The sequence below is a fragment of the Sinomicrobium oceani genome, from assembly GCF_900119185.1.
Classification (GTDB): domain Bacteria; phylum Bacteroidota; class Bacteroidia; order Flavobacteriales; family Flavobacteriaceae; genus Sinomicrobium; species Sinomicrobium oceani.
In genome coordinates this window covers 59,790-74,096 of the sequence record NZ_FPJE01000006.1, presented here as the reverse complement: position 1 = coordinate 74,096, position 14,307 = coordinate 59,790, and the positions used below count along the sequence as shown (strand labels likewise).

General features: G+C 46.8%; 11 protein-coding genes. 7 read left to right on the top strand and 4 right to left on the bottom strand.

The window, feature by feature from the left end; translation table 11 throughout:
* Positions 1–12: 12 nt before the first annotated feature.
* The 6 genes from BT112_RS06780 (at position 13) to BT112_RS06755 (ending at position 11,036) form a co-directional block, all read left to right on the top strand.
* Entirely contained in the window at positions 13–3,279 is a 3,267-nt protein-coding gene (locus BT112_RS06780) for a SusC/RagA family TonB-linked outer membrane protein (RefSeq protein ID WP_083564816.1), read from the top strand.
* Between the two features lie 20 nt (positions 3,280–3,299).
* Positions 3,300–4,901 carry a SusD/RagB family nutrient-binding outer membrane lipoprotein gene (locus tag BT112_RS06775; RefSeq protein ID WP_175545759.1) on the top strand — a complete coding sequence of 534 codons (1,602 nt, stop codon included), beginning with the start codon at positions 3,300–3,302 and terminating at the stop codon, positions 4,899–4,901.
* Between the two features lie 17 nt (positions 4,902–4,918).
* Positions 4,919–6,253 (top strand): glycosyl hydrolase family 18 protein, encoded by a 1,335-nt coding sequence (locus BT112_RS06770; RefSeq protein ID WP_072316602.1) that lies wholly within the window; start codon positions 4,919–4,921, stop codon positions 6,251–6,253.
* A 147-nt stretch (positions 6,254–6,400) separates the two neighbouring features.
* On the top strand, positions 6,401–7,966 hold the full coding sequence (locus tag BT112_RS06765; protein WP_072316601.1) for a glycosyl hydrolase family 18 protein: 1,566 nt from the start codon (positions 6,401–6,403) through the stop codon (positions 7,964–7,966).
* A gap of 18 nt (positions 7,967–7,984) precedes the next feature.
* Complete coding sequence (locus BT112_RS06760) at positions 7,985–9,775, top strand: glycoside hydrolase family 5 protein (RefSeq protein WP_072316600.1); 1,791 nt, start codon at positions 7,985–7,987, stop codon at positions 9,773–9,775.
* 76 nt (positions 9,776–9,851) lie between these two features.
* Positions 9,852–11,036 carry a heparan-alpha-glucosaminide N-acetyltransferase domain-containing protein gene (locus tag BT112_RS06755; protein ID WP_072316727.1) on the top strand — a complete coding sequence of 395 codons (1,185 nt, stop codon included), beginning with the start codon at positions 9,852–9,854 and terminating at the stop codon, positions 11,034–11,036.
* Between the two features lie 19 nt (positions 11,037–11,055).
* Here the strand turns inward: BT112_RS06755 and BT112_RS21785 are convergent, their stop codons facing one another.
* Positions 11,056–11,223, bottom strand: a complete 168-nt coding sequence (locus tag BT112_RS21785) for a hypothetical protein (RefSeq protein ID WP_175545758.1) — start codon at positions 11,221–11,223, stop codon at positions 11,056–11,058.
* A gap of 169 nt (positions 11,224–11,392) precedes the next feature.
* On the opposite strand from BT112_RS21785, the gene BT112_RS06750 reads away from it, so the two are divergent.
* Positions 11,393–12,160, top strand: coding sequence for a glycoside hydrolase family 16 protein (locus BT112_RS06750; protein WP_072316599.1), 768 nt, complete (start codon positions 11,393–11,395; stop codon positions 12,158–12,160).
* Between the two features lie 65 nt (positions 12,161–12,225).
* Here BT112_RS06750 and BT112_RS06745 read toward each other — a convergent pair whose 3' ends face one another.
* The 3 genes from BT112_RS06745 to BT112_RS06735 form a co-directional block, all read right to left on the bottom strand.
* Positions 12,226–12,798 (bottom strand): RNA polymerase sigma factor, encoded by a 573-nt coding sequence (locus BT112_RS06745; protein WP_072316598.1) that lies wholly within the window; start codon positions 12,796–12,798, stop codon positions 12,226–12,228.
* 89 nt (positions 12,799–12,887) lie between these two features.
* The gene (locus BT112_RS06740) at positions 12,888–13,529 is read right to left on the bottom strand and encodes a carbohydrate-binding family 9-like protein (RefSeq protein WP_072316597.1); all 642 of its coding nucleotides are present in this window, start codon (positions 13,527–13,529) and stop codon (positions 12,888–12,890) included.
* Positions 13,526–14,305, bottom strand: a complete 780-nt coding sequence (locus tag BT112_RS06735; protein ID WP_072316596.1) for a glucosamine-6-phosphate deaminase — start codon at positions 14,303–14,305, stop codon at positions 13,526–13,528. Before BT112_RS06735 ends, BT112_RS06740 begins: the two co-directional genes overlap by 4 nt.
* Between the last annotated feature and the right edge of the window lie 2 nt (positions 14,306–14,307).

Genomic DNA, 14,307 nt, shown 5'->3' with positions numbered 1-14,307 from the left:
TAACTAACTAAGATGATGAGAACATTACTTAAAAGACGGTGCCGTTGGCTACCTCCGAAATCATTACTTCTCTCCGGCTTCACTTTGCTTTGTACCGCATTTACAGAAGCTGTGCCTTCCGGGATACCTTTTTATATTGCGGAGGTTCAACAACAGCTTTCCGGGAAAGTTACCGGCACTGACGGGGAACCATTGATGGGAGTGACCGTACAGAACATGACGACCAAAGCCGGAGCCATCACCAATTTCGACGGGAAATTCAGCATACAGGCTTCAGAAGGGGATATACTGGAATTCAGCATGATGGGATATCACTCCAAATCCGTAACCATACAAAACGTGGATACGACTGTCGGGATCACACTGGAGGAAGGTGTCATGGAACTCGAAGAGACTATCGTAACTGCACTCGCCATCAAAAGGGAGGAGCGTTCCCTCGGGTATGCCGTTTCACAAGTTGACGGGGAAGAAGTCCAAAAGGTACGGATTCCTAATGTAGTCAATGCATTGGCAGGAAAGGTTGCGGGACTTTCCATTACCAGTAGCGCAGGAGGACCTACAGGCTCCTCTCGTGTCGTTATCCGCGGAAATACGACCATAACCGGAAGTAACCAGCCACTTTACGTCATTGACGGAGTACCTATGGACAACTCCAACTACGGGCAGGTAAGCAGCAGTCAGTATGGCGATGGCTATGATATGGGCGATGCCATATCGGCCATCAACCCCGATGACATTGATAAAATCAGTGTGCTCAAAGGCCCATCGGCAGCAGCACTATACGGGAGCCGGGCCGCCAACGGGGTCATTCTTATTACTACCAAAAAAGGAGATCAGCAAAAAGAACTGGGGATAGAACTGAACAGTACCATAACCTTTGAAAAACAGCTCACCCGATACGACGACCATCAGCACCTGTACGGACAGGGACGAAACCAGACTCTACCCCAGGACGAAACCCAGGCGCGAAGTTCCCTTTTTTCCAATTTCGGCCCAAGGCTCGATCCGAACCTCATGATGACTTACTACGATGGTGTGGAGCGTCCCTATGCCCTGGTAAAGGATAATATCAGTAATTTTTTCCGTACCGGTATCACCTATAGCAATAATGTTGCTCTCAGCAGTTACTCTGACAAGGCATCGTTCCGGCTTGCCGTTTTGGATATGAAGAACGAAGACATCATCCCCGAAAGCGATTTCAGGAGAAACTCCTTTACATTTAACGGAAGTGCGAACCTCGGGGAAAAACTCAAGGTTTCGGGACGGGCTTTTTACCTGAAAGAAAAGGTTAACAACAGGCCCGGACTTGCGGACGATCCCAGTAATATCGGAAATAATTTCATAGGACTGGCCAATAACGTAGACCAGGCACTCTTTAAGGACTACTATAAAGATGAGGACGGCACCTATGTCAACTGGGGTGGCGGACAATACCGGCTGAACCCTTACTGGGTGATCAATGAGATGGAAAATACCACGCGGAAAGACCGTTTTATGGGAATGATCCAGGCTAATTACACCATTAATGACTGGCTCAGTATCCAGGGACGTATTGCCACGGATATAACCTATATCGATTTCAGGAAATTTGCCCCGAGAACTACGCCCGGTTCCCTTGTAGGGCGCCTCAACCTCAACGATCAGGCTTATTATACTACGGAAGCCGATGTGTTACTGAGTTTTGAAAAACAGTTTACACCCGATTTTAATTTCTCTGCCAAACTGGGCGGAAGCCTTTCCCGCATTAGTAATAAAAGAGATTCCTGGGAATTTCTGAACATGACAGTTACCGATGTCGTAAGCCCGAACAGCTTCGCAGATAAATCTATAGTATCTACTCATTACAGGAAAAAGAACAACTCGGCATACCTGCTTCTCAACGCAGGATACAAGCGCTTTCTTTACCTCGATGCCACGATAAGACAGGATGCGTCCTCCACTTTGCCGGAAGACAACAACACCTATTATTATCCTTCGCTCTCCGGAAGTTTCGTTTTTACAGAAGCCTTGAACTGGAAAAATGACATTCTTTCTTTCGGAAAAATAAGAGCTTCGGCAGCAGAGGTGGCCAATGACACCGATCCGTACCAGCTCGATCTCTACTACCAGCTCAATCCGCTTTCCTTTAACGGAACTTCCGTCGGAGGTATTGCAGGTACCACCCTACCCAATCCCGACCTGAAGCCTACGCGCACAAGATCGTTCGAAACCGGACTGGAACTCAAGTTCCTTAAAAACAGGATAGGATTGGATCTTACCTATTACAACCAGAGGTCGAGAGACCAGATCAACCGCGTTCCCATACCTATTTCTTCCGGTTTCACCTACCAGATGATCAATGCAGGGGTCGTAACCAATGAAGGGGTCGAAATTGTATTGAGCACCAAACCTGTGGTCAATAAAAATTTTCAGTGGACCCTCAACATGAATATGGCATTTAACGAAAACAAGGTCGAATCCCTGGCAGAAGGTGTTCCTTTTCTCTCCATGGCCGATGCCCGCTGGATGGGAGTTTCGGTTGTGGCCATGCCCGAAGCACCTTACGGCGCCATACTCGGATACGGGTATCAGAGAGACCCGCAAGGGAATATTATTCTCAATTCCAATACGCTAATGCCCGTCATAAGTGAAGAACGCCAGGTTATCGGCCAGGGTGTTTTTAAATGGACCGGAGGACTCTACAGTGCTTTCACCTATAAAAACATAACACTTACCACGAATCTCGATATCAAACTGGGTGGTGACATCTTTGCCATGAGCAATCTGTTCTCTGATATCCGTGGATTATCCAAGAAGACCCTGGAAGGTCGTGAAGAATGGATACGCGCACAGGAAGAAGGCAGGGGAATGACCGAAGAGGAAATGGAGGCTGCAGGTATTTCGGGCGGATATGTACCTCAAGGTGTGGTACAGACCGGCGTGGACGAACAGGGCAACCCGGTTTATGAACAGAACACCAGAGCGGTAAATCCTTCCGAGTACTGGTCCGGGATATATTCGGATGGTAACGGTATTGCCGTGCCTTATATCTACGATGCCAGCTATGTGAAAATGAGAGAACTCACCCTGTCATACAGTCTTCCTTCCACATTGGTTTCCAGGTGGGGGCTTAGTGCAGTGAGTGTTGCTCTGATAAGCAGGAACCCTTTTATTATCTATAAAAACGTTCCTAATATCGATCCCGATTCCAATTATAATAACAGTAACGGGCAAGGGCTCGAATACGGATCGTTACCGTCCCGGCGCAGCATGGGCTTCAATTTTAAAATCAAGTTCTAACTAACTCAATGATGAAAGTGATGAAGTTAATTACAACGCAACAGTATATCGGGAGAGGACTTGTTACCCTATTGTTTGTCATGCTACTCAGTGCATGCAGTGATTTCGGTGACACCAATATAGATCCCGTACGGTCCAGTAATCTGGATCCGGAAAAGCAATTAAACCTCGTGCAGCTCGGTTATTCCGGTGGTCTCGGCGTCAACGAAAGAGTAAGTGTCATGCTCACCATGCCCATGGTACAACAAATAGGCGGTATATGGGCCAATCGTTACGGGCAATTCTACATCGAGAACAAACCCTATATGGGGTATCTCTGGGAAAATACCTTTAATGCACAGCTACTGAACATAGTAGATGCCGTAGAGCGTACCGACGGAAAAGAAGACCAGACCAATCTCAATGCGATATGCCGTATTATGAAAGTCTATCTCTTTGCAAGGTTTACCGACCTCTACGGAGACATTCCATACACGGAGGCCGGAAAAGGATATTTCGAGGGTATCGTACGACCGGTGTACGACCGACAGGAGGATATTTATCACGATTTCTTCCGGGAACTCAGTGAAGCATCGGAACAACTCGACCCTTCGGCAGACAACGTAGAAAATGATTTTTTCTATGATGGAAATATAGAAGCCTGGAAGAAATTTGCCAATTCCCTTCACTTAAGGCTCGCCATGCGCCTGGTTAAAGCAGATCCGCAACTGGCCCGGGAGGAAGCCCGAAAAGCCTATGAAGCCGGATTGCTGCAAAACAATGCAGAAACCTGTATGATGCAGCATGAAAATGTCCAGAATGACTATACGGACATCCGCGGAAACGGACTGTCCGCAGCCCTCAATCAAAGTTCGGAACCTTCCAGGCTATCCAACACACTGGTCGATATCATGCGGGAATCTAATGATCCCAGATTAGCCGAAATGGCAAAGTATTATACCACTTACGAATACCGCCCGTTCGACCGGATAGACATTACAGAAGAAGTACGGGCTGTCGTAGGCTATACCGGAGTGAACAGTAACGAATATTTATGGGACAACTGGAAGGGATCGTTCGAGATTACCCTGCCGTCAGGAGAAACTCATGTGGTCACCAATAATGAACAAAAAATTCAGCCAGCCAACTTCCTTATAGCCAATAATGCACCCTATCTGCACCTTACCTATGCCGAAGTAGAGTTTCTTCTTGCGGACGCTACCTTACGGTTCGGACAGGAATTCGGCGAAAGTGCCCAGATTCATTACGAAAAAGGTATACGGGCTGCCCTGGAACAGCTGAGTTTCTTCCCCGACGGTCCTACCTTCACAGAAACCCAGATCTCCGATTTCATACAAAGCGTTCCCTTACTGCCCGGAAGAGAACTGGAAGTAGTAAACACCCAGCTCTGGATAGCACTCTTCCTCAACGGTCCCGAGGCTTTTGCCAACTGGAGAAGAACAGGCTATCCCGTCCTCCCCTCTTCTGTAACTTCGGAATCAACGACCACGGAGACCCCGAGAAGATTGGTGTACCCGCTTACGGAACAGGAACAGAATGCCACGAATTATCAGGAAGCCGTAGATCGCCTCGGCGGGCAGGATTCCTGGAATGCCCGGGTATGGTGGGATGTCGAACAATAATATAAAAAGCTTAAAAGATGAAAAAAAATTGGTTATATATCATCCCCGTTGTTGCACTATTACTGCTCGCTTCGGGATGCAGCTCATCGGACGATGACGGTTACAGCACCGACTTCTTCCCCAGAATTTTTGACCCTACGAATGTTTTTTCCATTCCGTCCTATGTCATCAATGTAGGAGACGAAGTCACCTTCGAAAACCTCGCTTTTTCACCGGGAGGCGTAGTCGATATCAGTTGGAAGATCAACGGTGAAGAGGTGTCCAAAGAAGAATCTTACACCTTTACTGCCACAGAAGGCGGAGAATTCGAACTGGTACTGGAAGTGAAAAACGGTGAAGACACAGTTACCAGGAATACCTTTATCCTGGTAAGCCCGGAAAACTACGAATTCAAACCTTACACCGCTGTGGTAATGCCTTATTTATCCGATCAGGGCAGTTCCGAGAGTATCAACTGGGATATCGTTACACACATCGCTTTCAAATGTGGCAGGGTGCTCCCCGGAGGAGATCTCGAAGTTATTGCCGGGGAAAACGCGCAAACGGCCGATGCCCTCGTAGCCCGCTCACACCTCAACGGTATTCCTGTGCTGATGGGCATCAGCGGAAGGCTTTCCGGTATAGACGGATGGGCCTTATACGAAAGTAATGATTTCGGCAATGTTATTCGCGACCCGCAGACCAGGGATATCCTTATCGAAAATATTGTCAGTTATGTCAGTGAGAAAAAAATGGATGGGGTAGATATTATGATGACCGATCTCAATTCGGGACTCGCCTCTTCCAATGCTGCTGCCGTCGGTCCGTTTATTACCGCTCTTAAAAGCGCTCTGCCCGAAGGGTCCCTGGTCACTGTTACCGTGGCTACAAACTGGGTGCACAGCGAATACACCGATCTTTCGGATGCAGACTGGCTCAATGTCAGAGCTTTTGAAAACGGTGCTCACGTCGGCCCGGGCGCACCTCCCGGACAATCGTCACCCCTTAGTTATATGGTACAGGGGGCCAATCTGTGGGTAAACCAGCACAATATTCCGGCAAACAAAATAGTACTGGGTATTCCGGCTTTCGGAGTACGCTATGACCAGCTGGACGAAAACGGTAATAATGCCAGTTGGGGCTCCTATGCGTATATGCGTTATAACGATATTCTGGCAGAAGATCCGGATGCCGCTACCCAGGAATATTCGGATATTGCCTTTGGAGTGTATTACAACGGAATCCCGCTTGTCGAAGAAAAAGCAACGTACATCAGGGACAACCAGTTTCTCGGAGCCTATATATGGGCCGGCGATTACGATGCTGCAGGAGCGAATTCGCTTACAGGCACTTTGTACAACATCCTTAATTAAAACGCTGTAAAACTAAAATTCAAGAATTTTGTCAAACGATGAAATTACTTTTTAGTTAACGGTCATCGTGTTCTGCGGTAAACACTTACAGACACAACGAACCGATCCTGAATACCAGATAAAAAACTTAACCAAAATTTTTAAATTATGAAACGTAAAAAAAGTATGTGGTTTTTAACTATTTTATGGACTGCGGCCTCAACACTCGGAGGCTGCAACCCGCAACAGGAAATCACCGAAATACCTGTTTCGGAATCGCACCAGTCGGTAAGCCTGTTACAAAATAATGACAAGGTTGTCATAGGCTATATCCCCACGTATGTCAATATGCAGAATGCCATAGACAATACGGATCTCGACATCGTTACCCATATCAATATCGCCTTTATCAATCCCGACACTTCAGGATCGGTTATGTCCGGCGGAGAACCGACCTGTAGCAATGCTTCGGCCTCCGATATTAATTATGTCGTAAATAAGGCACACCAAAACGGCGTTAAGGTTCTCGCTTCTCTGGGAGGAGGATCGGAACCTTCATGTGCCGGTAGCTGGACAACTTTACTTCAGCCTTCCAACAGGGCAACCCTCGTCAGTAATTTGTCGGCATTTGCACAGTATTTTAACCTGGACGGCATAGATGTTGACATCGAAGGAAACAGATTACAGGATCTTATCGATGCCGGGTATTACACCCCGTTTATAGAAAATCTCCATGACAGCCTTAATCCTCAGGGAAAACTGGTAACCTGTGCTACCGCAACCTATACAGGTGGCAGGATACCCGTATCTTCGATTCCGTATTTCGACTATGTCAATGTCATGTCTTATGACAACGGGTGGGGAACCACGGGACATCATTCTACCTATGCTCATGCCGTAGGTCATATACAAACATGGCTCGGGCTTGGTTGCCCCGCCGAAAAACTGGTGTTGGGGGTTCCTTTTTACGGATACACCAATACTGTCGGCACCGGTGGAACCTCATACAAGGATATTGTAGGGCAATACCCGGCTGCTGCCTATGTCGATGAATATGCCGGCTACAAGTATAACGGTATTCCTACCATAGAAGCCAAAACCGAATATGCGGCACAACATATTGCCGGGGTAATGATCTGGGAACTCTCTCAGGACACTTCAGATAGCTTAAGTCTGCTACAGGCTATCGGCCGAAAAATATCCGGATCGTCAGCTGGTCTGACCTTGGGATATTTTACAGAACGGGTCGTAAGTGCCACTGTTTCTTCCCAGAATCTCAATACCAACGCTATGACTGCAAATTCTTCTTTTTCCGATGGCGGAACAGATGGCGGAAGCGTTGTTATCGAAGCGAAAGCTACAGGAGATGGCTCGGCGACCAATTACTCCACCTATTTTAATTATCCCGGGGATCCCAACCAGGATCTGAGCGCCTATAATTACTTTCACATCTCCCTGAAATCTGCAAGCCCGCAGGAAACCATTATCCGTCTTGAAGATGCCACAGGGCAGCAGGCCGCTTTTGACCCCACCGATTATGGTTTTGCTTATGATGGAAACTGGCATGCCATGACTATTCCTTTTACGGATATTTTTGCTCAGAACTCCGGTTTCGATATTTCGGATGTAAATAATGTCGTAATCGTAAAAAGTATTCCGGGAATGGCAGGAAGTATCACACCTTCTACGTATGTCTTCCATGTGGATGATGTATATTTTTCTGAAAATAACTAAACTGCCAAACAATCTGCCATGAAAAAATTACTCATCGCATCTGCGATAATCGCTATACTCGCCATCTCATGCAACCATGAATTCCCGGACCGGAAAACAAAGCTCACTGCCGTGAACCAGACGTTCACCACACATGGTAACCTCCAGGTTATCGGAACACAACTGTCTGACGGCAATGGCGACCCCGTACAACTGAGAGGAATGAGCACACACGGACTGCAATACCGTGGAGATTGCTACAATGAAGCATCACTGGATCTGCTGACCGATGACTGGGGTGTGGATATTCTAAGGATATCCATGTACGTACAGGAAGGAGGGTACGAAGACGATCCTGTCTTCTTTACGAAGTTTGTGGACAGCCTCGTAGGTGAATGCTATGACCGCGGGATATACGCCCTTATCGATTGGCACATGCTCCACCCGGGCGATCCTAATGCCAATACCGCTCTTGCCAAGGTGTTTTTTGAACATGTTTCCGAAGAACATGCCGACAAGGGAAATGTATTGTACGAGATCTGTAATGAGCCCAACAATGATAATTATACGGTAGCCTGGCCCATGATAAAGAACTATGCGGAAGAGATCATCCCGATTATCCGGAACAACGATCCGAACTCGGTCATCATCGTCGGGACACCGGAATTTGCTTCAAGACCGGATTGGGTTATCGGGGACGAGATCAATTACGACAATCTCATGTACACCATGCATTTCTATGCCGCAGATCCCGGGCAGACCGACCGTATGGGATACGTATCCGGTGCTATTGCCGCCGGGATACCGGTATTTGTTACGGAATTCGGCACCCAGGATGGTTGGGGAGACGGGGAAAACGACTTCGATATGTCGCAAAAATGGTTGAATTTTCTAAAAGAACATAAAGTATCCTGGTGTAACTGGAATTATTCCGACAGTGATCGCAGTGGTGCGGTCTGGAAAGAAGACACCTGTCCCGACGGTCCCTGGACACATGAAAACCTCAAGGTATCCGGAGTATTCATGAAGGCTCATTTTAAAGATGAAGCCCTGTGGGATTATGACCTCGGATCGGGTACCGGTTCCGGGACAGCCTATCCACCTTCGGGAACTGTACAGACTTCTTCTTCCACAGAAGAAGATCCCGGATTCCTGCCTTATCCTCCTACAGGTACGGCACAGGTGAGTACGGCTGCTGCCGCCGGTGCCGGGTTTGACCGGAGCGGAACTACGCTGAACCTCGGAGCGAGTAACGGCAATGTTCCCAATAAACTCGCCTTCTCCAAAATAACTGAAGGATCTGAGGCAACCAGCCTGTATTTTACCGTGAATTTCAACAGTAGTACGCAAGGTACCGCCGTATTTGCCCTCGGAAATTCTTCGGCAGATATCTTTACCAACACCGCTGCATATACCAATGCCGAACAGGAAGGATTATTCGGGGCGATCCGTTTTTTTGTAGGAAACTGCTGCACCAATCCGGAATACCGTTATGAAGATGCAGGGAGCTATTTTCACCGGGAGGGTGATACGGATCTCTTTTCGAGAACTGTCCCGCTGGAAGTAGAAATTCACTGTAATAATACCGCATCATCCAAGACCTACTATCGCGGGATATCGAGCTATACCATCGCTCCGAACTCCTATCACGTTGTGGTAAACGACCAGTTTGTTACCTATTCCGGTTCACCCGACCTGGTGAGCACGGGAGAACTCGAAAACGAAGGGAGGATCGATGCGGTCCTCTTTACCGGGTCGGACAGCGCAGGAAATACGCTCGATTACTCGTTGAGCAATATCCGTTTGGAACGTATAGCACAAAATAACTGAATCCTATACCCATAAAAATAGAGAGAACCTAAAACCCCCTGCGATACAAAGGATGGGGTGACAAATGCCATTAGCAATGCAAACCAACAAGAAAAACAGACTGTTATCTATCGATGCCTTTCGCGCAGTGATCATGTTATTAATGATATTCGTAAATACCTTGTGGACCCTGAAAGACATCCCGGGGTGGATCGGTCATCGGGCAGCACAGGATGACGGTCTGGGCCTTGCCGATACTATCTTTCCCGCCTTTCTCTTTATCGTAGGGCTATCCGTTCCTTATGCGATACAAAACAGACTGAAAAAGGGAGATACCAAAGCCGAAATCGGATGGCACATCCTTATCCGCACCCTCGCCCTTGTCATCATGGGACTCTTTCATGTAAACATGGAACATTATGCTGCGGCAGCGCCTTTACCGGAAGGTTTATGGCTGCTCCTGGTGACCATAGGTTTTTTCCTCGTGTGGCTCGATTATCCGAAAGAAAAAAAGGCCTGGCACGAAATACTCAAAGCCATCGGCATCCTTACGCTGTTACTTATGGCCATACTCTTCAAGGGAGAAGACGGCGACGGCCGGATCATTGGCATGCAATCGTACTGGTGGGGCATTCTTGGAAAAATCGGTTGGAGCTATTTCCTGGTAAGTATTATATTCCTGTTTTCCGGCGGACGGTTATGGATACAGATTGCTACATGGGGCGGACTTATTCTTTTTAACATAGCCTCCCATTCCGGGGCACTCACTCCTCTGGACAGTATTCGTCCTTACCTTTGGTTTGCCGGCAATGGTTCTGCCGCCGCCCTTACGGCCGGTGGTGTAGTCATTTCTCTTTTGTACAGGCAATACAAGGAGGAAAAAGAAAAATTTCTGGGCATCCTGACAGCCCTGGCTGTTACGCTTATCGTATTGGGATTACTGGCCCGGACAGAATGGATTATTTCCAAAATTCTGGCTACACCGTCTTTCGTACTCGTTTGTTCCGGTATCAGTATGGCCGGCTATGGCCTTATGGTATGGATTACAGACATCAAGGGATGGTCGGGATGGTACCGTTGGATAAGTCCTGCCGGAACCAGTACCCTGACATGCTACCTCCTGCCCTATATCCACAAATCCTTGCTGCTGATGTATTTCTGGCAACTCCCCGAAGTACTGCGCACAGGCATGGTGGGCATCTGTAAGTCACTTTTGTACGCCTTTATCATTATCACTATTACCGGTTTCCTCGAAAAAAGGAAAATCAGACTTAAAATATAAAGGGATTACAAACGTCTGCTTACCGGGCCATGACGCTACCTACGTATAAAAATAACCGGCCGTAATCCTCAGGGAACACCACATACGTTACCAGGTGTTCCCGGGATTTCCCGGAACGGATTTCTTTGTACGACTCATGGTTGTATATCCTGCACATTTCGAGAGGAGAATAACAAACTATATACATATCCATGTAATTTTACCATCATGAAACCCTCATAGAGGGATTTAATATGGCCAAGGTAAATGCCTCCACAAAAGGAGATGAATAAAGTAAACGTTTTTTAAGGAATGGCGACTCCTTTTATGGTTTCGTAATTGCTTAAAAAACAAATGTTTAATTTGATTATATTCGTATGAAAAATATACTGCTATTTATTGTTGTTACATTCGCTTCTGCGAGTTGCAGCAAAAAAATAATTCCGCAAAATGGCTCAAACTCTACCGGAGAACTCCTAAAGTCTGCTGCGCAGACCACAATTCGGTTCAGTGGCTATACCTGGATGGTTAAGAACCCTCCGGGACAGGTAGGCCCGCACAGTAATTACTGGAGCAAAGACAATGTGTGGGTAGACAAACAGGGCAGGTTGCATTTGAAGATCACCCGCGAGCCTGACGGGCGCTGGACCTGTGCCGAGATACAATCTACCGAGAATTTCGGGTACGGTAAGTATGTCTGGAAGATCGAAAGCCGTGTGGATCAGCTCGATAAAAATATCGTCTTGGGTTTATTCGATTACCGCGGGATACAATACAGCAAGTATGACGAAATCGACATTGAATTCTCCCGTTGGGGACATGCTCATGTAGATAACTTCAGCAATACGGTCTACCCGGAATACCCTAAAGGAAAATCCGTATCGAATTCTCATGAACTTTCACTAAATGGCTTATGGAGTACATACCGTTTTATACGCGATAGTGAGAAAGTGGCATACAGCAGTTTTCACGGGCATACGGAAGATCCCGGAAATGCTTTCTTTGTCTGGCAGACACCTTCCGGGTTTGCTGTTCCGAAAGTGGCGATGCCCATACACATGAACCTCTGGCTTTTTGACGCACCGCCTTCGGACGGAGAAGAAGTGGAGATCATTATCAGGTCGTTCGAATTTACCCCATTATAGTTTATCAATTCGGGACGTCAACCCTATGACATCAGGAAAAAGACAGACTTCGTTTGTGACTTGCATCAATAGGTCAGATGCTTTCGGAAGTAACTGATAGCATTGTGCAGGGTGTTGTAAATAGTCCTTTCGCTCAGCGCTGTAATCCGTGCGATTTCCGTGCAGGAAAGTCCTTCAAAAAACCTTAGATAAATCATTTGCTGCTGTCGTCTCGTAAGCTTATGCATGACGTCAAACAATTGTTTTTTACGTTGATCCTCTGCTTGCGAAGCGATAAGCAGGTCTTCATAAGACAACTCTTTCAGGCTATCGACATTTGACATATCAACAGCTTTTTTAGTCATGTTTCCCGGAGTATAATTACGATAATAAGTTTTATGCCCTACACGTCGGAGTACGGTGATTACATATTGTTTTTTATTATAAATATCCTGCGAACAGTTCCATTTTTTATGGAGTTCTATAAAAAGATTATGAATGCTTTCCTTAGCTATATCCGCATCTTTGAACCAGAACAGTCCTAACCTGTACAAATCGTTGTAAAAAAGATAAAAACAGGAATAAAGTGTTTCTTCACCTCCTGTAAAGAACAGGTCCCAGTCTTTTTTTTGTGTTGCTTCTTTTACTTTAACTTCCATGACAATACATTCTTTTTATATCCCGGTTCGGATCCGCGGACATTTAAGGATTAACTCATATCTTCATTGCTTTAGATGGCCATACCATACTATTCGAATTCCAGTTCTCCGAAACATTCTTTCCGGTGAAAATCCGGCTTCGGAGCTTTAACCATATTCCAGCTTATGTAATGGTCCGAAGGTGGTGTTCCTTTACACTTATAAAAATTTCCCCTTGCCTTTAATGACATAAAAGAGACAATGTTGTTATAAAAAAAGACGCTTGCCGGTATCACCAGGGAAATCTCCCAGGAAAACCTCTTCTCACCTTCCGTTTCCCCCGAAATGATCGTAGAAAACGAGAGCACTTCGTTGATTTTGTCATCGGGCAACAGGCTCCGGTGACGCCGGTCTCTGCCATACCCTATCTTGGCCCATCCGATGCAGTTGAATTCCAGGTTGTAATAGCAGTCATCATCCCCGAAGGCAACAAAGAACTCCACACAACTATCTTTATGTACTGCTCCGTTGGTCACCGATGCGGCGGTTAAGTATTCTTCTTCCACCCGGAACTTCAGCAATAAGGCACTACCATTATGGGCCACACTGTAATTTACCTTTACGGTATCCGGATATACTTCCCACGGAAAACAGGTTATAGGCACAATGGCCACAGTATCCAGATACTTATGCACACGTTCCGGAGCCAGCACTTCCGGAAGGTTTGCATACCTTATTTTCAGTGCCTTCATCCTTCCCTGCTTTCCTTACAAAAGACACTACTCTCCGTATCGAGAAACAATATGGGATGCCTGTGACACCGGAGTATCGTGGAAGGGTATGCTTCTTTCACCGGTTTCTCCAGGGTGTTTTTTATGGCCGCTGCCTTCGTCTTTCCCGGAACTACACCAAATAGTCTGGCTGCACCTGTCAAAACAGGAATGGTCAGGGTCAGAGCCTGAAGCGGCACCTCCTCTATGGCAGTGAAACACCCGTCATGTACCTGCTGTTGCCTGCAGGTATGATCCAGTGTAACGATTTTTACCTTTTTAGTGTCCCCGAAATCAGCCACAGGCGGATCGTTAAACGCCAGGTGACCGTTTTCTCCTATGCCCATACACACGATATCCACCGGATACTTTTCCAGAAGGGCTGCATAACGTTTGCATTCCGATTCCGGATCATCTGCATTCCCGTCCAGGTAATGGACCGAAGCAAAAGGCAGTGCCCCGAAAAGTCGTGCTTTCAGAAAATTCCCGAATCCCTGCGGAGCATCGGGCGACAGTCCGATGTATTCATCCATGTGAAAAGCATTGATCCTGCTCCATGCTATATCTTCCGAGTTTTTCAGAGCTTCGAGAAATTCGTTCTGTGACGGCGCAGCTGCAAATACCATATTAATCTCTTTCCGGGTTTTCAATAATTCCCGGATAGCCTTTTTTACGGCATTCGCGGCCTGTTGGCCCATGTCTTTTCTGTTTTCACAGATACGGACTTCCAACAGTCCGGCTTTATATGTTCTTGTCATAT